22 protein-coding genes and 1 tRNA gene are annotated in these 20,341 nt (G+C 65.3%); 17 read left to right on the top strand and 6 right to left on the bottom strand.

The window, feature by feature from the left end:
- Window positions 1-83: 83 nt before the first annotated feature.
- Together glyS and WG908_RS12855 are read right to left on the bottom strand one after the other, a co-directional pair.
- A complete protein-coding gene (gene glyS / locus WG908_RS12860) occupies window positions 84-2,567 on the bottom strand; it encodes a glycine--tRNA ligase subunit beta (protein WP_340186992.1) in 2,484 nt (827 codons plus the stop codon).
- Window positions 2,567-3,439: a glycine--tRNA ligase subunit alpha gene (locus tag WG908_RS12855; RefSeq protein WP_340186991.1), complete on the bottom strand. Its 873-nt coding sequence runs from the start codon at window positions 3,437-3,439 to the stop codon at window positions 2,567-2,569. Before WG908_RS12855 ends, glyS begins: the two co-directional genes overlap by 1 nt.
- 145 nt (window positions 3,440-3,584) lie before the next feature.
- Here WG908_RS12855 and WG908_RS12850 point away from each other — a divergent pair, with 145 nt between their 5' ends.
- The 8 genes from WG908_RS12850 to WG908_RS12815 all read left to right on the top strand — a co-directional run bounded on the left by WG908_RS12850 (window position 3,585) and on the right by WG908_RS12815 (window position 9,209).
- A complete protein-coding gene (locus WG908_RS12850) occupies window positions 3,585-4,493 on the top strand; it encodes a TraB/GumN family protein (protein WP_340186990.1) in 909 nt (302 codons plus the stop codon).
- A gap of 2 nt (window positions 4,494-4,495) precedes the next feature.
- Complete coding sequence (locus WG908_RS12845; protein WP_340186989.1) at window positions 4,496-5,395, top strand: TraB/GumN family protein; 900 nt, start codon at window positions 4,496-4,498, stop codon at window positions 5,393-5,395.
- Window positions 5,396-5,505: 110 nt separating this feature from the next.
- Window positions 5,506-6,126: a 50S ribosomal protein L25/general stress protein Ctc gene (locus WG908_RS12840; protein ID WP_340186988.1), complete on the top strand. Its 621-nt coding sequence runs from the start codon at window positions 5,506-5,508 to the stop codon at window positions 6,124-6,126.
- Window positions 6,127-6,220: 94 nt separating this feature from the next.
- Complete coding sequence (gene pth / locus WG908_RS12835) at window positions 6,221-6,790, top strand: aminoacyl-tRNA hydrolase (RefSeq protein ID WP_340186987.1); 570 nt, start codon at window positions 6,221-6,223, stop codon at window positions 6,788-6,790.
- 55 nt (window positions 6,791-6,845) lie between these two features.
- Window positions 6,846-7,352: a 2-amino-4-hydroxy-6-hydroxymethyldihydropteridine diphosphokinase gene (folK, locus tag WG908_RS12830; RefSeq protein ID WP_340186986.1), complete on the top strand. Its 507-nt coding sequence runs from the start codon at window positions 6,846-6,848 to the stop codon at window positions 7,350-7,352.
- 43 nt (window positions 7,353-7,395) lie between these two features.
- Window positions 7,396-7,471, top strand: a tRNA-Lys gene (locus WG908_RS12825).
- Between the two features lie 309 nt (window positions 7,472-7,780).
- Entirely contained in the window at window positions 7,781-8,659 is an 879-nt protein-coding gene (locus WG908_RS12820) for a hypothetical protein (protein WP_340186985.1), read from the top strand.
- Between the two features lie 205 nt (window positions 8,660-8,864).
- The gene (locus WG908_RS12815) at window positions 8,865-9,209 is read left to right on the top strand and encodes a UrcA family protein (RefSeq protein ID WP_340186984.1); all 345 of its coding nucleotides are present in this window, start codon (window positions 8,865-8,867) and stop codon (window positions 9,207-9,209) included.
- A gap of 47 nt (window positions 9,210-9,256) precedes the next feature.
- Here the strand turns inward: WG908_RS12815 and WG908_RS12810 are convergent, their stop codons facing one another.
- Window positions 9,257-10,018: a competence/damage-inducible protein A gene (locus WG908_RS12810; protein ID WP_340186983.1), complete on the bottom strand. Its 762-nt coding sequence runs from the start codon at window positions 10,016-10,018 to the stop codon at window positions 9,257-9,259.
- Window positions 10,019-10,258: 240 nt separating this feature from the next.
- Here WG908_RS12810 and map point away from each other — a divergent pair, with 240 nt between their 5' ends.
- The 4 genes from map to WG908_RS12790 all read left to right on the top strand — a co-directional run bounded on the left by map (window position 10,259) and on the right by WG908_RS12790 (window position 14,026).
- Complete coding sequence (map, locus tag WG908_RS12805; protein ID WP_340186982.1) at window positions 10,259-11,089, top strand: type I methionyl aminopeptidase; 831 nt, start codon at window positions 10,259-10,261, stop codon at window positions 11,087-11,089.
- Window positions 11,090-11,334: 245 nt separating this feature from the next.
- The gene (locus WG908_RS12800) at window positions 11,335-11,673 is read left to right on the top strand and encodes a P-II family nitrogen regulator (protein WP_340186981.1); all 339 of its coding nucleotides are present in this window, start codon (window positions 11,335-11,337) and stop codon (window positions 11,671-11,673) included.
- A gap of 96 nt (window positions 11,674-11,769) precedes the next feature.
- Entirely contained in the window at window positions 11,770-13,182 is a 1,413-nt protein-coding gene (gene glnA, locus WG908_RS12795; protein WP_340186980.1) for a type I glutamate--ammonia ligase, read from the top strand.
- A gap of 133 nt (window positions 13,183-13,315) precedes the next feature.
- Window positions 13,316-14,026 carry an HPP family protein gene (locus WG908_RS12790; RefSeq protein WP_340186979.1) on the top strand — a complete coding sequence of 237 codons (711 nt, stop codon included), beginning with the start codon at window positions 13,316-13,318 and terminating at the stop codon, window positions 14,024-14,026.
- Window positions 14,027-14,037: 11 nt separating this feature from the next.
- On the opposite strand, the gene WG908_RS12785 is transcribed toward WG908_RS12790, so the two are convergent.
- Both WG908_RS12785 and WG908_RS12780 read right to left on the bottom strand, forming a co-directional pair.
- Window positions 14,038-14,694 carry a histidine phosphotransferase family protein gene (locus tag WG908_RS12785; protein ID WP_340186978.1) on the bottom strand — a complete coding sequence of 219 codons (657 nt, stop codon included), beginning with the start codon at window positions 14,692-14,694 and terminating at the stop codon, window positions 14,038-14,040.
- 112 nt (window positions 14,695-14,806) lie between these two features.
- A complete protein-coding gene (locus WG908_RS12780) occupies window positions 14,807-15,205 on the bottom strand; it encodes a M67 family metallopeptidase (protein ID WP_340186977.1) in 399 nt (132 codons plus the stop codon).
- Window positions 15,206-15,222: 17 nt separating this feature from the next.
- Between WG908_RS12780 and WG908_RS12775 the strand changes: the two genes are divergently transcribed.
- From WG908_RS12775 to WG908_RS12765, 3 genes are all read left to right on the top strand, one after another.
- Complete coding sequence (locus WG908_RS12775) at window positions 15,223-16,179, top strand: RluA family pseudouridine synthase (protein WP_340186976.1); 957 nt, start codon at window positions 15,223-15,225, stop codon at window positions 16,177-16,179.
- A 75-nt stretch (window positions 16,180-16,254) separates the two neighbouring features.
- A complete protein-coding gene (rpoH, locus tag WG908_RS12770) occupies window positions 16,255-17,166 on the top strand; it encodes an RNA polymerase sigma factor RpoH (RefSeq protein WP_340186975.1) in 912 nt (303 codons plus the stop codon).
- An 86-nt stretch (window positions 17,167-17,252) separates the two neighbouring features.
- Complete coding sequence (locus tag WG908_RS12765; protein WP_340186974.1) at window positions 17,253-17,600, top strand: DUF952 domain-containing protein; 348 nt, start codon at window positions 17,253-17,255, stop codon at window positions 17,598-17,600.
- Here the strand turns inward: WG908_RS12765 and WG908_RS12760 are convergent.
- Window positions 17,579-18,727 carry a glycosyltransferase gene (locus tag WG908_RS12760; RefSeq protein ID WP_340187065.1) on the bottom strand — a complete coding sequence of 383 codons (1,149 nt, stop codon included), beginning with the start codon at window positions 18,725-18,727 and terminating at the stop codon, window positions 17,579-17,581. The genes WG908_RS12765 and WG908_RS12760 overlap by 22 nt on opposite strands.
- 63 nt (window positions 18,728-18,790) lie before the next feature.
- Here WG908_RS12760 and WG908_RS12755 point away from each other — a divergent pair, with 63 nt between their 5' ends.
- Together WG908_RS12755 and WG908_RS12750 are read left to right on the top strand one after the other, a co-directional pair.
- Window positions 18,791-19,645, top strand: a complete 855-nt coding sequence (locus tag WG908_RS12755) for a lysophospholipid acyltransferase family protein (protein ID WP_340186973.1) — start codon at window positions 18,791-18,793, stop codon at window positions 19,643-19,645.
- A 10-nt stretch (window positions 19,646-19,655) separates the two neighbouring features.
- Complete coding sequence (locus tag WG908_RS12750) at window positions 19,656-20,297, top strand: phosphoribosylanthranilate isomerase (RefSeq protein ID WP_340186972.1); 642 nt, start codon at window positions 19,656-19,658, stop codon at window positions 20,295-20,297.
- Window positions 20,298-20,341: the final 44 nt, after the last annotated feature.

Here is a 20,341-nt window from a genome sequence, read left to right as displayed (position 1 = left end):
GATTCTGCGGGCGGCAAGTCGCTTGCGCGTCTCGCCCTGGCTTAACTTCGCACATTTCGCGCTCGACGTGGCATTTTATTGCCTTACCCCGCAATTTTAGAGAAGTCGGCGACGCCATGCACCGCATCGCGGACCCGCGCGAGCAGGGCGAGGCGCGCGGCGCGCTTGTCCGCGTCGGCATCATTGACCGTGACCGTTTCAAAAAAGGCGTCGATGGGCGCGCGGAGCGTCGCGAGCGCGGCCATCGCGCCCTCGAAATCCTCGGCCTCGACCGCCCGCGCGGCACGCGGCTGCGCCTGTGACAGCGCGGCGATAAGCTCAGCTTCGGCCTTTTCGGGCGTGTAGGACAGGGTAAAATCGTCCGTCACCCCAGCGACGGCTGGGGTCGCTGGCGTTGGCGCGCCGCCGCCCGAGATGCCAGCCTGCGCTGGCATGACGTGAGGTGTGGATGGGGCCGGGGCTTCCTTCTTCAATATGTTCGCGGCGCGCTTGTAGCCCGCGAGCAGGTTGGCACCGTCGTCGGTGGCGACGAAGGACTGGAGCGCCTTCACGCGGGCGAGCAGGCGGACGAGATCATCCTCGATTTGTCCGGTTTCCTGGCCAAGCGCGAACACCGCGTCGATCAGGTCGTGGCGGACGCCGGCTTCGCGTTGCTGGACTTTGAGGCGGTCGGCGAAGAAGTCGAGAAGATGTCTATCAAACTCAGAAAAGCGCGTTCTAAGTGTGCCTTGTCCACTAAGCCATTCAAGATCAATGAATTCGTCTACAAAGCTGTCAGACCAACTTAGCGGCCTCAGAATATCTCCATCTTCGTGGACGTACTTCTGAATTGGGCTGTTCTTGAGCATAACCTCATCCCTGAACGCCCGTTCTTTAGACCGTTGGTTATCTTCCATGAGGCCAACAATCGCGATAATCCTGCCAGTAAGACGCTTCAAATTCAGCCGCAATCCATTCCTAGTGATCAACGCAATCACGGAAAGAGCTGCCCGTCGAAGAGCGAAAGGATCGCGTGACCCCGACGGCGGCATATCCTTCTGGAAGAACCAAGCTAGCGTATCCAGCTTATCCGCCAAACTCACAGCGACCGTGACCGGCGCGGCGGGGACGTCGTCGCCCTGCCCGACCGGCTTGTAATGGTCGCGGATGGCGTCGGCTACGGCGTCGGGCCAGCGCCGCAGGCCATTCTCATCCACTTCGGCGCGGGCGTAATAGCCGCCCATGATGCCTTGCAGTTCGGGGAATTCGCCGACCATTTCGGTGACGAGGTCGGCCTTGCACAGGCGCGCGGCCTGTTCGGCGAGGGTGGCCAACGCCTCTTTCGTCATGCCAGCGTAGGCTGGCATTTCAGGCGTTGGCGCGCTGCCGCCTGAGACCCCAGCCTTCGCTGGGGTGACGGTAAGGGCTGGGGTGACGGTAAGGGCTGGAGTGACGGTCGGGGAAGGCTTGACGATGCCCTCTTCCACCAGCCAGCGGGCCAGCTTCGCCACCCGTTCGACCTTGTCGGCGACGGTGCCGAGCTTCTCGTGGAAGGTGATGCGTTCCAGCTTCTTGGCATGGTCCTCCAGCCGCGTCTTGCGATCCTGTTCCCAGAAAAAGCGGGCGTCGGAGAGGCGGGCGGCGAGCACCTTGCGGTTGCCGGCGATGATCGCCGCGCCGCCATCCTTGGCGTCGATATTGGCGGTGCAGATGAAGGCCGGGGCGAGTTTGCCGTCCGCGCCCTTGAGCACGAAATATTTCTGGTTGATACGCAGGGTTAGCTGGATAACTTCAGGTGGAACCTCAAGGAAAGCGGGATCGAAATCGCCCAGCAGCGGCACCGGCCATTCGGTGAGGCCCGCATTTTCGGCGACCAGCCCCTTGTCCTCGATGACCGTGTATCCGCGCGCGGCGGCGGCCTGCGCCGCCTTTGCCTCGATGATCGCCCGCCGTTCCTGATGGCGGACGATGACATGGCAGGCGCGCAGTTTTTCGACATAGTCGTGCGCGCCGCCGATGGTGATCTGATCGGGGTGATGGAAGCGGTGGCCGAGCGTGGCGTAGCCGGAGCGAACGCCCTCGATCTCTATGTCCACCAGCTCTTCGCCAAGGATGGCGACGATGCCCTGCAACGGGCGGACCCAGCGCAGGCTTTCGGTCGTCTGGCTGGCGGCGCCCCAGCGCATGGATTTGGGCCAGGGAAAGGCGCGGATGACGGCGGGGATGGCGTCTGCCAGCACATCGGCGGTGGCGCGGCCGGGCTTGCCGACGACGCCGAACCAGACACCGTCGCGATCCTCCAGCCTGTCCTGGGTCAGGCCGGTCTTGCGCAGGAAGCCTTCGAGCGCCTGGGGCGGCGCGGAGGTGCGCGGACCTTTATGTTCTTCGCTGACGGCGGCGGTTTGGAGCGGCAGGTCGCGGGCGATGAGCGCCAGGCGGCGGGGCGTCACGAAGCTGTCGATCGCGCCGGGGGTGAGGCCTGCTTTCGCCAGTTCCTCGGCGAACAGGCGAGCGAGATCATCGCTGGCCTTCAATTGCATACGCGCGGGAATTTCCTCGCAGCGCAGTTCGAGGAGGAAGTCGGTCATCACGCAGCCCACCCGTTGCTCTGCATCCACGCTTCGCAGCTGCCCTTGGCCATGTCGCGGACCTGGCCCATGTAGCTGGCGCGTTCCTGGACGCTGATCACCCCGCGCGCCTGGAGCAGGTTGAAGGTGTGGGACGCCTTGATCGCCTGTTCAAAGGCGGCGAGCGGGACGCCATTGTCGATGCACTGGTCGTATTCCGCCCGGCAATCCTTGAACCAGCGGAACAGCTTTTCGGTGTCGGCGACTTCGAAATTCCATTTCGACATCTGCCGCTCATTTTCAAGGAAGACGTCGCCATAGGTGACGCCCGCATCGTTGAATTTGAGGTCATAGACGCTGTCGACGCCCTGGATATACATGGCGAGCCGTTCGAGGCCGTAGGTCAGTTCGCCCGCGACCGGCTTGCAATCGAAGCCGCCCATCTGCTGGAAATAGGTGAACTGGGTGACTTCCATGCCGTCGCACCACACTTCCCAGCCCAGCCCCCAGGCGCCCAGCGTCGGGCTTTCCCAGTCATCCTCGACAAAGCGGATGTCGTGGACCAAGGGATCAATGCCGATTGCCGCGAGGCTTCCCAGATAGAGGTCCTGAAGGTTCGCGGGCGACGGCTTCATGATCACCTGATACTGGTAATAATGCTGGAGCCGGTTGGGGTTTTCGCCATAGCGGCCGTCCGTCGGCCGGCGGCTGGGCTGAACATAGGCGGCGTTCCACGGCTGGGGGCCGAGCGCGCGCAGCGTGGTGGCGGGGTGGAAGGTGCCGGCGCCCACCTCCATATCCAGCGGTTGCAGGATGACGCAGCCCTGCCGGCCCCAATAGGCATGCAGGGTGAGGATCAGGTCCTGGAAGGAAAGCGCTGTGCCGTCGGCCACGTCTGTCACCGGAAATAGGAGGAAATGCAGGCGCGTTGCCTTGGCCCATGGTGGCAAAAGGGTCAAGGGGCGGCCCGCGCGCGGCCAAACAGGGTTAAGCCGCTTGCCCCGGCGGCGCGAGGCTTACATGACAGGCGCCATGATCATGCGAAAAGCGATTTCGGGCGGGTTGAGCGCGGTGGCGGCGCTGTTGCTGATGGGCGGTGGCGCCAGCGCGCGGGAGGCGCGGCCTGCCGATGCATCGGTGGCGTCGCCCGCGCTGTGGATGGCGCGCGATGCGGACACCACCATCTATCTGTTCGGCACCGTCCATGTGCTCAAGCCCGGCGTGCGCTGGTTCGAGGGCGCGGTGAAGCACGCGTTCGACCGGTCGGAGGAACTGGTGCTGGAGATCATCGAGCCGGAAAGCCCGGCGGCGATGGCGGCGATCATCGGCACGCGGGCCATCGCGACCGATGGCGTGGCGCTGAGCGAGCGGCTGGAGCCGGCCGGGCGCGAGGGGTACAAGGCGGCGATGACCGCCAACGGCCTGCCGTGGCAATCGTTCGAAACGATGGAGCCGTGGATGGCGGGCATGGCGCTGTCGGTCGCGCCGCTCGAACGGCTGGGCTATCGCTCCGACCTGGGCGTCGAGAAGATGCTGGCGACGGCCGCCCGAACCGCGGGCAAGCGGGTGGGCGCGCTGGAAACACCCGAACAGCAGATCGGCTATTTCGACACGCTGCCGATGGCGCAGCAACTGAGCTTCCTGACGGCGACGGTGACGGGGCTGCCCGATGTCGAACGGGATTTCGCGATGCTGATCGGCCATTGGGCAAGCGGCGAACCGGACGCGCTGGCGGCGGAAATGAACGAGTCGCTGGAAGCGACGCCGGAGCTGGCCAAGGTGCTGCTATATGATCGCAACGCGCGCTGGGCGCAGTGGATCAAGGCGCGGATGGCGCGGCCGGGGGTGGTGTTCGTGGCCGTGGGCGCGGGGCACCTGGCGGGCAAGGGCAGCGTGCAGGCACAGATGACGGCGCTGGGCGTGACGTCCGAACGGGTGAGGAAATGAGCATGACGCGACTTTTAGGATCGTGGCTGGCGACATGGTTGCTGGCGCTGATCGCCTTCACCATGGTGAGCGCGTGCGGCAAGGCCCCTGCCCCGCCGCCGCGCGAACCGGGGCCGGCGCTGTGGCGGGTGCAGCGCGGCGCGCTGGACGCGACATTGCTGGGCACCATCCATGTGCTGCCCAAGGATATCATGTGGCAGACGCGCACGATCCGCGAGGCGATGGACAAGTCCGACCGGCTGGTGCTGGAGGCGGCGGATCTGCAGGACGAGGCCAAGACGCTGGCGCTGTTCGAAAAGATGGGCCGCAGCGCCGGCCTGCCCCCGCTCGAAGCGCGCGTGCCCCAGGATGACAGGCCCGCGCTCCGCGCGGTCGCGGCGGGCGGCGGCACCACGACGCAGCTGCTGTCGGGCTATGAAAGCTGGGCGGCGGCGATGCTGTTGTCCTCCGCCACGCAACAGGCGCTGGCCATCAGCCAGGACAATGGCGTGGAACCGGCGCTGATCGCGGCGTTCAAGGCGGCGGGCAAGCCGATCGGCGGGCTGGAAACGATCGAGCGGCAGTTTTCGGCCTTCGACACGCTGCCCGACGATGCGCAGCGGCGATTGCTGGTGCAGACCGTGCGTGAAGCGCAGGACATGCGCGGGCTTTACGACCGCATCCTCAAGGCATGGCGGACCGGCGACATGGACGCCATCGCCAAGGAGGACCAGATGGGCGAACAGCCCGACCCGCTGGTCGAGGACGCCGTGCTGGTGGCGCGCAACCGCGACTGGGTGAAGGCGATCGACGCGATGGCGGGCAAGCCCTTCATCGCCGTGGGCGCCGGGCACCTGACCGGGCGCGACAATCTGATCGCGCTGCTGCAGGCGAAAGGCTTTACCGTGACGCGGGTGCAATAGCCGCCGCGCTTGCTTTCCGGCGCGTTTCTGCTAGAGGGCCGCCTTCCCGCGATGGTCATCCCTGGAGGCGTGGCGGGTATTTGTATCAATCGAGCTTTTGGAGACACGCAATGAGCGAGCAGCTTATGTTGTCGGCCGAGGCACGCGATCGGGCAGGCAAGGGAGCCTCCCGCGCTCTCCGCCGCGAGGGCCGCGTACCAGCCGTCATTTACGGAAACAACGAAGAACCCCAGTCGATTCACGTCGAGGAAAAGCTGCTGAGCAAGCTGCTGGGCACCGGTCACTTCTTCAATTCGGTCGTCATGGTCGAAGTCGGCGGCGCCAAGGTTCGCACCTTGCCCAAGGACGTTGCCTTTCATCCCGTGACGGATCGTCCGCTGCACGCCGATTTCCTGCGCGTTTCCGAACATGCCACCGTCACCGTCGCGGTGCCCGTGCGCTTCGAGAATGAAGACGCATCGCCCGGCCTCAAGAAGGGCGGCGTTCTGAACGTCGTTCGTCATGACGTCGACCTGATCGTCGACGCCGCCGAAATTCCCGACGATGTCGTGATCGACCTGACCGGCTTTGAAGTGGGCGATTCGATCCACATCAGCGCGGTCAAGCTGCCCAAGGGCGCCAAGCCCGCCATCGAGGACCGCGATTTCACCATCGCGACCATCGTTGCCCCGTCCGCGCTCAAGAGCAGCGGCAGCGAAGCGGCGGCCGCAGCCGAGGGCGAAGGCGAGTAATCGCCTTCGATCCAGCGAATGTCATCAACCTCCGTTCGTGCCGAGTAAGGACCACTCGGCACGAACGGAGGTTTTTGATTCAGGGAGATGAGCGATGCAGATCTGGGCTGGCCTGGGCAATCCCGGCCCCACCTATGCGATGCACCGGCACAATGTCGGCTTCATGGCCGCCGACCTGATCGCCGACATGTACCGCTTTTCCCCGCCCAGAAAACAGTTCCAGGGATGGGTGCAGGACGGGCGGATCGGCACGGAAAAGATCGTCCTGGTCAAGCCCGCGACCTTCATGAACGAAAGCGGCCGTTCGGTCGGCGAGGCGATGCGCTTCTACAAGCTGACGCCGCAGGACGTGACCGTCTTTCACGACGAACTCGACCTGGCGCCGATGAAAGTCAAGGTCAAGCGCGGCGGCGGCACCGCCGGGCATAACGGCCTGCGGTCGACAGACGCGCACATCGGCCCCGATTTTCGCCGGGTGCGGATCGGCATCGGCCATCCGGGCCACAAGGACCGGGTGCATGGCTATGTGCTTGGCAACTATCACAAGAGCGAGATGGACGCGCTCGCCGCCATGCTGGGCGCGATCGGCGCGGAAGCGGAATGGCTGGCGAAGAATGACGACGCGCGCTTCATGAACGAAGTGGCGTTGCGCCTGGCCGAATGACCGGCGAGCGATGATCGGCTTTTCAGGCATACGGGCAGGGCGTAGGCCAGCCGTCATGCGGTCCCCTCCCCCCCAAGCCCGATCTTATGCGCTCGCGCTCGGCTCCAACCGGGCGCTGTCGGCGCGGCTGACGCCGGCGGCGATCCTCAAGGCGGCGGTGGCGGCGATCGCCGCGGAGATCGGGCCGGTCCGCGCCCGCTCTCCCATCATCATGACGGCCCCTGTCGGCCCGTCGCGGCGGCGCTTCGCCAACGGCGCGCTGATCGTGGAAAGCGGCCTCGCCCCGCCCGACCTGTTGCGCGCGCTCCAGGCGATCGAGCGGCGCTTCGGCCGCAAGCGGGCGTTGCGCTGGGGCGCGCGGCGGCTCGATATCGACATCATCCTGTGGTCGGGCGGCGCGGCGAAGGCAAAGGGCCTCGCCATCCCCCACCCCGCCTTTGCCGCGCGCGATTTCGTGCTGACGCCGCTGGCGCGGATCGCGCCGCGCTGGCGCGACCCGACGAGCGGCCGCACGGTGGCGCAGTTGCGCGCGCGGTTGCGAAAGCCGCTGCGAAGAGGTTGACCCCGCGCCCGACGCTGACTAGTGCGTCCCCACTCCGGCGCGCGGGTCCATAGCTCAGTCGGTAGAGCAACTGACTTTTAATCAGTAGGTCGCTGGTTCGAACCCAGCTGGACTCACCATTTCCAGTTCGCCCTGGTCCCAAGGGCGCGCGAAATGCGGATCGACCGCGCCCATGTCCCACGCCTTCCAGGAGCCAGCGGCGTTGCGGCCCGGCCTGCCATCGTCACCCGGACGCAAGCCACGGCAATGCGAATCGCACGCGTCGTGACGGCACGCGAAGACGACGTGCGCGCGGAAGGCGCTTCATGCCAGGTTAAATTCATTATGGTGGTAATTGAGACTATAGCGGATATTATATTGCAATAGTTGTCCTTGTGTCCGAACAATGCCGGCCACATAGTCAACATTACCATATTGGGGGGCCAATTATGAGATTAATTGCTGTCATTGTCTTGTCCGCATCCGCCATCGTCCTGTCGGGCTGCGAGACGATTTCCACCAAGGCGCGGGTCAACCCCAATACTGTGGCCGATTATCATCAGTCGAGTTGCCCGACGGTGCGCGGCGGCGGGCTGTCCCGCCTGGGCGTGATCGACCTCGACTGCTTCAGATTTCCCAGCGATAAAGCACCCGATCCGACCGATCCGGATGCCGCGTTCGATCCGACCGCCTATAAAGCCGCATCCGCGGATGCCGCCGCTCGCGGTCGCCTCGAATCCGTGCTGCTGACGCAGGCCGACAATATCTGCACGCTGGAAAAAGGCCGGATGACGTCGGTGGAAGCGGCGACCAACAGCGGGTTCAGCATCGCCACGACAGCATTGTCGGCGGCATCGACCATCGTCGGCGGCGACCTGGCCAAATCGATCCTGTCGGGCGCGGCCGCCGTGACCAGCGGGTCGCAGGACCATATCAACACCCATGTCTATCGCAACCAGATCACCCAGGCGATCACCAAGGTGATAGACGGCGAGCGCGCCAAGGTGCTGACCGAACTCATTTCCAAGCGAAAGACCGCGATCGGCGACTATCCGGTCGACGAGATGATCCGGCTGGTCAATCGCTATCACCAGACCTGTTCCTTTTCGCATGGATTGCAGGTGCTGCTGGATGCCGGGGTCAACGCGGCCGGGCGCGACGCCATCATCGAGGAACGCAACCTGCGCGCGACGGCCACCTTCCTGCAAACCCAGATCGGCACGGCGGACCCGAGCACGAAAACGGCGCTGGAGGAAAAGCGCAAGGAAGTGCTGCTCAAGATCGCCGCTGTGCGCGAAACGTCTGATACAGCCGCCCCGGCGGACTGACCATGAATATATGAACCCGGCGCCATGCCAGTCGGATGGAGGCCATTTCGGTCCGACTGGCATCGCATTTCCGCGGATTTTCGCGGGTGTCACGTTGAATTGCGGGCCGACAACGCCTATTGCAGACATGTCCGCGGCACATACCGCCGACGTCCACGTCATTGCGAGAATCGGCGCAAAGCCGAACTTGCGCAGGAGGATGCCCATGTTTCGTGTCACCCGCCCCTTGGGGGCTTTCAGCGTCGCCATCACCGCGACGCTGGCGCTTGCCGCCCCGGCCCTGGCCCAGTCCGACCTCGTCGTCAGCTATGACGCTCCGGCGGGCACGATCACTCGTTCGCGCGCGGTGGAAATCAACGATTTGCAGTTGAATACCGCCGCCGGGCGCGCCGCGCTGGACAAGCGCATCACGCTCGCCGCGCGGCAGGTGTGCGGCTATCACGGCATGTACGGCCTGCGCCAGCCGGCAGATTATGTGCGCTGCTACGACAAGGCGAAGGGCGACGCGATGAGCGAAGCGCCGGTCATCCAGACCGCTTCGCTCGATTGAACGGACGCAGGGCGGGATGTCCCGCCCCGCCCCTTCACGCATCGCGATCAGATGCCGCCCGGCTCCACCGGCCAGCCCGCCGCCTCAAGCCTGGCGACGAGGTCGTCGACGCACCGGTCGAGCCCGTCGCGCGCGGTCGAGCGCACGACGAAATTGGCGCCCACCCGGCCTTCGCGGAAAAAGGGATAGCTGCCGATCTGGCACCCGTCATGGCTGCGTTCGACATCGTGCAGCAGGTCGGCGATCTCGCTTTCGGGCACCCAGCAGCCGATCTGCGCCGATATCAGCGGATCGCCGCCCTCCAGCGTGCCGGTCAGGCTTTCCAGCATCCCCGCGGTGATGTGGGGCACGCCAGCCATGATGAAGATATTGCCGTGGCGGATGCCCGGCGCGCCGGACATGCGGTTTTCGATCAGGCTGGAGCCGGCGGGCACTCGCGCCATCCGCAACCGCGCGTCCGTCAATCCCCCGCGCGTCGCATAATGGCGTTCCAGCGCGGCGCGCGCTTCGGGATGGATTTCGACCCCGACGCCCAGCGCCGCCGCGATCGCATCCACGGTGATGTCATCATGGGTGGGACCGATGCCGCCGGTGGTGAACAGATAGTCGTTGCGCGCCCGCAGCAGGTTCACCGCTTCGCCGATCGCATCGGCATCGTCGGCGATCACGCGCACTTCCTTGAGCCGGATGCCCTGGACATTCAGCCAGGACGCAACCTGCGCGATGTTCCTGTCCTGCGTGCGGCCAGAGAGAATTTCGTCGCCGATGACGATCAGCGCCGCGGTCCAGATGCGTGTTGGATCAGCCATGGCTGGGCCATAGCCCGCCCCGTCGCCGATGCCTAGTGCGGTGGATTTGAAATGCGCCACGGTGAATCGGCCAGGCGGGGAGCCTGTCCACGACCATGAAGCCCGCCGCAACACCGTATCCGCCAGCGATCCTTGAGCGTCTGACGCACGTTCGACGCCTGCGCCAGAGCGTGAGGGCCGTCAGATCCGGGGCTTTCGCCGACACTCGCAATATCGCGATGCAATGCCTATAGATGGCACATGACCGACTATATGACCATGACGGCGGGTACGCCGGTATCACGATCTTCCGCGATCAAACTGTATGACGAGAGCGGCTTTGCGGGCATGCGCAAGGCGGGCCGGCTGGCCGCGGAAATCCTCGACGCGCTGGTGCCCCATGTGGTGCCGGGCGTCACCACCGGCGAACTGGACGACATCGTGCGCGCGATGACGCTGGACGGCGGCGGCGTGCCGGCGACGCTGGGCTATCGCGGCTATACGCACAGCTGCTGCATCTCGCTCAACAATGTGATCTGCCATGGCATACCGGGCGACAAGGTGATCCGCGATGGCGACATCCTGAACATCGACGTGACGCCGCAGGTCGACGGCTGGCATGGCGACAGCAGCCGCATGTACATAGCGGGCGACGCGCCGATCAAGGCGCGGCGGCTGGTCGAGGTGACCTACGAGTGCTTGATGCTGGGCATCGCGCAGGCAAAGCCGGGCAATCATCTGGGCGATATCGGCCATGCCATCCAGCAGCATGCGCAAAAGCACCGCTATGGCGTCGTGCGCGATTTTTGCGGTCACGGCCTGGGGCGCGTGTTCCACGACAGCCCCGATGTCGTCCATGTCGGCCGCCCCGGCACCGGACCGGAACTGAAACCCGGCATGTTCTTCACGATCGAGCCGATGATCAACATCGGCAAGCCCGACATCAAGATGGCCGAAGACGGCTGGACGGCGCTCACCCGCGACCGATCGCTTTCGGCGCAGTTCGAGCACAGTATCGGCATCACGCAGGACGGCTGCGAGATCTTTACCAGGAGCCCGACGGGGCTTGACGCGCCGCCCTATGGCGCGTGACGGCGATTGAAATATGCGCTGCCCAAATTTGAGGCAGGCAGGAGAGGAATTGCCCGAAATCCGGGCAATATGGACAAAGATTGCTGCATCGCCGAAAGCTGCTTCCGGCGATTCGCCACTTGGCACGGTAATTGTTTGTTAAGGGGACGGCACGTGCCTTTGGGGGCATGATCGCACGTCACCGGGAGAGCCGGCGGTAACGGATGGTCCGCACCGCCGGGATGCGACTGGGTTGGGAATAAACGATGAAGAAGATCGAAGCGATCATTAAGCCGTTCAAGCTCGACGAAGTGAAGGAAGCGCTGCACGAAGTCGGCGTGTCGGGCATCACCGTAACCGAAGCCAAGGGTTTTGGCCGGCAGAAAGGCCATACCGAATTGTATCGCGGCGCCGAATATGTCGTCGATTTCCTGCCGAAGGTGAAGCTGGAAGTGGTGGTCGACGATGCCATGGCCGACCGCGTGGTCGAGGCGATTTCCGCCGCCGCGCAGACCGGCCGGATCGGCGACGGCAAGATTTTCGTGTCGACCATCGAAAGGGCGCTGCGCATCCGCACCGGCGAGCAGGACAGCGACGCAATCTGATATTTCAACGACTTCTGCGCCGTTCCTTAAAGATCGGCGCAAAGCGGGCAACCACAGGTTCCCTCGGGGGGAATCATTAGAGAAGGGCAAGAACACATGGCCAACACGCCTAAAGACATTCTGAAGATGATCGAGGAAAAGGAGATCGAGTGGGTCGATGTCCGCTTCACCGACACCAAGGGCGCCTGGCATCACCTGACCATGTGCGCCGGCGTCATCGGCGAGGATGAACTGACCGACGGCCTGATGTTCGACGGCTCCTCGATCGAGGGCTGGAAGGAAATCAACGAGTCGGACATGATCCTCAAGCCCGACCTGGACGCCGTCTATATCGACCCGTTCAGCGCGACGCCGATGCTGATCCTGGTATGCGACATCGTCGAGCCGGAGGACGGTTCGCTCTATTCGCGCGACCCGCGTTCGACCGCCAAGCGCGCCGAAGCCTATCTCAAGTCCACCGGCCTTGGCGACACCGTCTATATCGGTCCCGAGCCGGAATTCTTCATGTTCGACGACGTGAAGTTCGATAACACCTACAACAGCAGCTATTACAAGCTGGACGACGTCGAACTGCCCACGAACACTGGCACCACCTATGAAGGCGGCAACATGGGCCACCGCCCGCGCGCCAAGGGCGGCTATTTCCCCGTCGGTCCGGTCGACGTGACCACCGACATCCGCGCCGAAATGGTGTCGACGCTGCTGGAAATGGGCCTGCCCATGGACAAGCATCATCATGAAGTCGCGGGCAGCCAGCACGAACTGGGCCTGACCTTCGGCAAGCTGGTCGAAACCTGCGACCGCATCCAGATCTACAAATATGTCGTGAAGATGGTCGCCCAGGCCTATGGCAAGACCGCGACCTTCATGCCCAAGCCGATCAAGGCGGACAATGGTTCGGGCATGCACACGCATATTTCGATCTGGAACGAGGGCAAGAACACCTTCGCCGGCGACGGCTATGCCGGCCTGTCGGAAACCTGCCTGTTCTTCATCGGCGGCGTCATCAAGCATGCCAAGGCGATCAACGCCTTCACCAACCCGACCACCAACAGCTACAAGCGGCTGGTGCCGGGCTTCGAAGCGCCGGTGCTGCTCGCCTATTCGGCGCGCAACCGCTCGGCTTCGTGCCGCATCCCCTATGGCGCCGGCACCAAGGCGAAGCGCGTCGAGTTCCGCTTCCCCGATCCGCTCGCCAACTCCTACCTCGCCACCGCGGCGCTGCTGATGGCGGGCATCGACGGCATCGAGAACAAGATCCACCCCGGCGAGGCGATGGACAAGAATCTGTATGACCTGCCGCCGGTCGAACTGGCCCAGGTTCCCACGGTGTGCGGCAGCCTGCGCGAAGCGCTCGAAAGCCTGTCCGCCGACCAGGACTTCCTGCTCAAGGGCGGGGTGTTCACCAAGGACCAGATCGACGCCTATATCGAGCTGAAGTGGCCCGAAGTATATCGTTGGGAAATGTCGCCGTCGCCGGTCGAATTCGACATGTACTATAGCGGCTGATCCCTTTCACGGCTGCCTTTAGGGAAAGGCCCGGTCGCACGCGCGACCGGGCCTTTTGCTTTTCGGGCGAAAAGAAACCGCGTCTGGCTTTTCCCCTCGCGCTGCGGAATGGAGGCCCTCGATTGCGAGGGCCATGATGAATGAGGATGAAGGGGGCCGCTGGCCCTTTGCGCGACCGATGCTGGCGGGCGCGACGCTGTACGACCGATTGTTCGCCTGCTTCGGCGCGATGGCGGGCATCGCGCTGACCATGGTGATCTGCGCCCAGTTCCCGCTGGCGACAAGCGACCTGCCGATCATCGTCGCGCCGATCGGGGCGTCGGCGGTGCTGGTCTTTGCCGTACCCGCCAGCCCGCTGGCCCAGCCATGGTCGGTGGTGGGCGGAAATATCGTGTCGACACTGGTCGGTGTTACCGCCGCGCGGATGATCGCCGATCCGTTCCTGGCCGGAGGCGTGGCGGTGGGCGGCGCGATCCTGGCGATGTCGCTGCTGCGCTGCCTGCATCCCCCCGGCGGCGCGGCGGCGCTGACTGCCGTGATCGGCAGCCCGGCGATCCACGCGGCGGGCTACAGCTTTGCGTTCGCGCCGGTGGCGCTCAATTCGATCGCGCTGGTGTCGCTGGCGATGTTCTTCCATCGCCTGTCCGGGCACAGCTTCCCGCATCAGCCGGGGGTTGCCGCCGCGGACCTGGGATCGGTGCGCGAGGCCGCGGGCTTTCATCTGGAGGATATCGACCTGGCGCTGGCCGACATGGCGGACAGTTTCGACATCAGCCGCGAGGATCTGGACCTGCTGCTGTCACGCGCGGAAATGCATGCCCTGGAGCGACGCGGCGGACGATGATGGCGGGCGGATCAGCCCGGCATCGCGGCGCCGAACAGCAGCGCCGGATCGCCGGGCGCCGACAGGACGATCTCGCCGCCCGCGCTGACCACCAGCGCGCGCACCATCCAGGCGGCGGCGGTGCGCGATGACAGCCCCGCCGGCGGCAGGGTGCCGGCCAGCGCCGCGCGCAGTTCAGGATCGAGCACGACCTTTGGCCCTTCGGCGCGGACGACGATTTCAGTCAGGCCATCGCGCCGTTCCGCGCCGACATCGAGTTGCCCGCCGCGCACCAGCGCGTCGCCGGCGATCAGCGCGAGGTTGAGCAATATCTTGACCGGCAGCTTGCCCAGCAGATCATCCTCGACCAGCCAGCCCAGCTTCACCCGGCCGCTTTGCGCGAACATGCCCTCGATCGCGACGCGCGCTTCGTGGGTGGGCACGGCATCGCCGAAACCGCCGGCCGATCCGAACGCCAGCCGGAAGAATTTCAGCTTGTTGGCGGAGGTCCGCGCGCTGTCGCCCAGCAGTTCGAGGCAGCGCTGGCGCATTTCCGGGTCGGTTTCGTCCGCCATCAGTTCCAGCCCGTTGTTCAGCGCGCCGACCGGGCTCAACAGATCATGGCAGAGGCGCGAGCAGAGAAGACTTGCAAATTCAATGCTTTCGCTGACGATATCCGGGCTTGTCATGAACGATGCTGCCTGACTGTTGTGCTTTTATGGGGCCGCGCGCTTCGCCGCGACCCTCCGCCTAATGCGACGCGGGGCGAGGCGATGCAACCCCGTGCGTCGCCCCGAACGGCTAATCGACCACCAGCCGTGCCTCGCGGAAGACGACCCCGCCCTCGCCCGGCCCGGCGCGCCATATCCGCACGTCCTGGGCCGCCACGATCATCCAGATGCCCTCGTCTGGCGCGGCCGAGGCGGCGTCGAGCGCCGATGGAACCGCGACGCCCGACGGATGCGAATGATAATGGCCCACGATCGCCGGCCCGCCCTGCCGCGCCGCGCGATGCGCGCCGATCAGCACCGCCGGGTCCAGTTCGAAATGGCGGGCCGGGTCGGGCGCGACATTGCCGGCGGGAAGGATCGCGTCGATCCTGTCCCCGCACCCCAGCAGCAACCCGCAGATTTCCGTCGGTTGCGCCGCCGCCTGACCCCTGATCCGATCCAGCAGCGATCTTGAAATATGCACTGTCATGCCTACATTGCCAGCCAATGGGTTCGGGGGTTTCCACTATTGCGGTGATGGTCGGCGAGGCGCAAGCGGGCGCGCGGCTCGACCGGGCGCTGGCCGACCTTTTGCCCGACCTGTCGCGCGAACGGCTCAAGGCCCTGATCCTGGGCGGGCAGGTAACGGGGCCGGGCGACGCGCCCGCGCGCAATGCATCCATGAAGGTCGTCGTCGGCCAGGCCTATCGCATCACCCTGCCCGCGCCGGTCGCGGCCGAGGCGATCGCGCAGGACATTCCGCTGCGAGTCATTTACGAGGACGAGCATCTGATCGTCGTCGACAAGCCGGCGGGGCTGGTGGTCCATCCGGCCGCCGGCAACCTGGACGGCACGCTGGTCAACGCGCTGCTCCACCATTGCCGGGGGCAGTTGTCGGGCATCGGCGGCGTCGCGCGGCCGGGCATCGTCCACCGGATCGACAAGGATACGTCGGGGCTGCTGGTCGTTGCCAAGGATGATCGCGCGCATGAAGGGCTGGCGCGGCAGTTCAAGGACCATTCGATCCGGCGCCTCTATAACGCGGTCGTCTATGGCGTGCCGGCGCCGGCGGCGGGGACGGTCGACACATGGATCGGGCGAAGCGACGCCGATCGAAAGAAGATGGCCGTTCATCGGGAAGGACGCGGCAAGCATGCGATCACCCATTATCGCACCATCAGGCCGCTGCGCGGCGCGGCGATGATGGAGTGCCGGCTGGAAACCGGGCGCACGCATCAGGTGCGCGTGCACATGGCGCATATCGGCCACCCCTTGATCGGCGATCCGGTTTATGCGAGAGACAAAAAAGGTTTCAAATCAATACTGGAAACATTGGGTTTCAAAAGGCAGGCATTGCACGCGCGGACACTGGGCTTCATACATCCCGTAACGCAAGTCGCCCTGTCGTTCGAAAGTCCGATTCCGGCGGATATGCAGGAACTGTTAAGCCAGCTCCACGTATAAGGTTCGACAAGTTTGCTGCGGCGCAGGATGCCTCATCCGGGTCCCGCCGAGCATGATAAGGGAAGGAATTGTGACATGGCCAGCAAGAGCAATGTCCCCGCCGTGCCGGCGCTGGGCGGTGAAGCCAGCCTCAATCGCTATCTGTCGGAAATTCGCAAATTTCCGCTGCTCGCGCCCGAGCAGGAATATATGCTCGCCAAACGCTATGCCGAACATCAGGATCCTGAAGCGGCGGCGCAACTGGTGACGTCGCATCTGCGCCTCGTGGCGAAGATCGCGATGGGCTATCGCGGCTATGGCCTGCCGGTCAGCGAGCTGATTTCCGAAGGCAATATCGGCCTGATGCAGGGCGTCAAGAAATTCGAGCCTGAACGCGGCTTCCGCCTCGCCACCTATGCGATGTGGTGGATTCGCGCGTCGATACAGGAATTCATCCTCCGGTCGTGGAGCCTGGTGAAGATGGGCACCACCGCGTCGCAGAAGAAGCTGTTCTTCAACCTGCGCCGGATGAAGAACAATATCGAGGCGTTCGAGGACGGCGACCTCAAGCCCGCCGACGTCACCAGGATCGCGACCGACCTGGGCGTCAGCGAGGATGATGTCGTGTCCATGAACCGCCGCATGGCGATGGGTGGCGACACCTCGCTCAACGTGCCGATGCGCGAAGATGGCGAGGGCCAGTGGCAGGACTGGTTGCAGGATACCGACCCCTTGCAGGACGAGCGCGTCGCCGACGAGCAGGAAAAGGCGCTGCGCCATGAAATGCTGGTCGATGCGATGAGCGACCTCAACGACCGGGAAAAGCATATCCTGGCCGAGCGTCGACTGGCCGAGGAGCCAAAGACGCTGGAGGAGTTGAGCCAGGTCTATGGCGTGTCGCGCGAGCGGGTCCGCCAGATCGAGGTGCGGGCGTTCGAGAAGCTGCAAAAGGCGATGATGCGGATTGCCGGCGACCAGCTGGGCAAGATGCGGGTGGCGCTGGCCTGATCGGCAGACAGGAAATGAGAGAGGCCCCGGCGCGATCCGGGGCCTTTTTCGTTGCGATCGCCGGCAAGCGCGATCATGCAGAAACGATGACCGAACTTTTCGCCTTCAAGATACTGACCGCCGACCAATTTGCCCGGTTCAAGGCCGATGGCGTCTTTGCCGGCGCCCCGGTGGACCTGGCCGACGGCTATATTCACCTGTCGACGCGCAACCAGGCGGCGGAGACGGCGGCCAGGCATTTCGCCGGCCAGGACGGCCTGGTGATGCTGATGGTGGACCTAGCTGCCTTTGGCGATCTGATCAGGTGGGAACCCTCGCGCGGCGGGGCGCTGTTCCCGCACCTCTATGCCGATCTGCCGATGAGCGCGGTCGCGGGCAAGGTCGTCCTACGGCTGGGCGACGATGGGACGCATCAGTTTCCGGCGGGGTTCTGATCCACCCGCGCCATCCGCGTCACTCGCCCGCGCTGGACCCGATAGTCATAGCCGCCCCAGCGAATCGTGCTTGAAGACACGGCAACGAGCTGGATCGCCAGATGCATCCAGCATATCGCAAAGGGCGCAACGACATCCCATGCGAGCGAGCGCCGCGCCGCTATCGCCTGTTCGGGTTCGACCACGCCGGCTATGATCCGCCGTCGCAGCAGCATGCGACCCCAGGCCGCGCCATAGCCGATGCCGATCGCCGGCCATCCGCCCCACCCCAGCGCCCATAGCCATCCCGCGGACTGAAGCGCGGCCACCGCCGTCGCCAATGCCCACATGCCCATGCTGTTGGTGGCGATATGCCGATATTGCCGCACCGCGAACGCCAGCGCCGCCCCCGTCCGTTCATCCAGCGGGCTGGCGACGAGCAGGTCGCGCACCGGGCGCAGCCGCAATTTCGCGCGCCATGCCGCCAGTCCGATCGCCATGTCGTCGGACAGCCGCCCGGCCAGTGCCGCATCGAGGCCCAGCCGGTCCGCCGTTTCACGCCGCATCGCCATCGCCCCGCCCCAGGGCATGGTGGCGCTGGGAAAGCGCGGCAGCGTCGCCAGCTGCATTTCGACCGCGCCGACCAGCGCGAGCGCAGGTCGCCCGCGCGCGGGCAGCAGCAGGCGGTAGCCCGTCACAATGTCCGCCTTGTCGCGCACCAGCGGGAACAGCAATCGTCCGATCAGCCGCGCCGGGGGCGCTATGTCGGCGTCGATGAAGACCAGATAGCGATCGTCGGGATGCAGCGCACGCAGCGCCGCGCGCAGCTTGTGAACCTTCTGGCCTTCGTCCGCCGCTCGTCCGGCGGCGACCAGTTGCACCCGTCCCGGTTCCCGCGAGGCCAGCGCCAGCGCCGCCGGGCACTCCCCCGATGTCGCGACCAGCAGGCGGAAGCCCGCGACATCCTGCCGCTCCAGCCGCGCGATCAGGTCCGGCGATCCGTCCCAGTCGTCACGCACGCTCAGGATCACGACCACGCCGTCGGCCGGCTCCTGCTTGCGATCGCGCGGCAGGTTGGCCAGATAATTGCCGACGCCGATCAGCGTCAGCCCCTGCATCAACAGCCACAGCGTCATCGCCGCCAGCATCAGTCCCGTCACCCCGTTCGCGCCCCTTTACCATGTGCGTCCCTGCTGTATGACGCTGGAGCGATGCTCTCCAGTCCCTTTCTCTTCTGGCTGATGCGCCACCTGCCGGCGGCATGGGCGTCCTGGCTTAGCGGATGGCTTTCCGCCCATGTCGCCCGGCGGCGCATGAAGCTGCGCGATGCGCGCGCGCGCGCCAACCTGGCGCTGTTGCGGCCCGACCTTGGCCAAGCCGAGCGCGAGGCGATGCTGACGCGGCGATGGTTCAATATCGGCCGGACCATAGGGGAATTGGCCAATATCGACCGGCTGGTGAACGACGACCATGTCATGGTGGAGGACAAGGCGGGGTATCAGGCCGTGCTGGACGGCCCCGGCCCGATGATCAGCCTGACGGTTCACACCGGCAACTGGGACCTGCTGGCCGCCTATATCAAGGCGTCGACCGACCGGCCGGGGCTGGGCATCTATGATGCGCCCCAGAACCCGGCGCAGGCGGCGCTGCTCAAGCGGGCGCGGCAAAGCTATATGGGCGAAGCGATCGGCGGCGAGGGCGCGGCGCGCGGGGTGATGAAGCATCTGGCGCAAAAGGACCGCGCGACGCTCTATATCCTGCTCGACGAGCGGCGCGATTTTCAAGTCTGGTTTCCGACCTTCGGCCGCGACCTGCCGCCTTCGGGCAACCTGTCGGTGGCATTGCGGCTGGGGCGCAAGGTCGGCGCGCGATTCCTGCCATTCTATCTCGCGCGGACGAGCGGGCCGCATTTCGCCCTGCGCTGGCACCCGCCGCTGGACCCGCGCGAAATGGACGACGCCCAGATCGTCGCCGCGCTCGACGCATTTCTGGGGCAGGCGTGTATCGACCATGCCGATCAATGGCTCGCGCTGCACGACATGGACCTTACCCGGCCAACATCCTAAGGCGGCACCCATGTCCCGACTCGCGATCAAGATTTGCGGTCTGTCGACCGCCGACACCGTCGGCGCGGCCGTGCGCGCGGGTGCGAGCCATGTGGGATTCGTGTCCTTCCCCAAAAGCCCGCGCCATGTCGACCCGGCGCAGATGGCGGCGCTGGCCGCCGGCGTGCCCGGCGATATCGGACGGGTGGCGGTGGTGGTCGACCCCGACGACGAATTGCTGGCCGAACTGTGCGCGACGGGCGCGCTGTCGGCGATCCAGCTGCATGGCAATGAAAGCCCCGCGCGCGCCGCCGCAATCCGCCAGCGCTTCGGGCTGGCGGTGTGGAAGGCGATTGCGGTCAAGACGGCGGCCGATATCGCCCGCGCCGCGGCCTATTTAGGGGCGGTCGACCGCCTGTTGTTCGATGCCAAGACGCCCGAAGGCGCGGCGTTGCCGGGGGGCATGGGGCTGCGGTTCGACTGGACACTGCTGCGCGGGGCGCCGCTGTCCATCCCATGGGGCCTGTCGGGCGGGCTTTCCGCCGACAATATCGCCGAGGCGATCCGCGTGACCGGCGCGCAACTGATAGATGTGTCGTCCGGCGTCGAAAGCGCGCCGGGGGTCAAGAGTGTGGACAAGATCATGGCCTTCTGCAAAGCGGTTTCATCATGATGCCGACGCAGTCCGCCACCATTACCGCACCTGCCCGGCGTGAA

This window comes from Sphingobium anseongense (assembly GCF_037725245.1).
GTDB lineage: Bacteria > Pseudomonadota > Alphaproteobacteria > Sphingomonadales > Sphingomonadaceae > Sphingobium.
The sequence above is the reverse complement of the archived record's forward strand: the minus strand, read 5'-3'. Positions and strand labels throughout refer to the sequence as shown.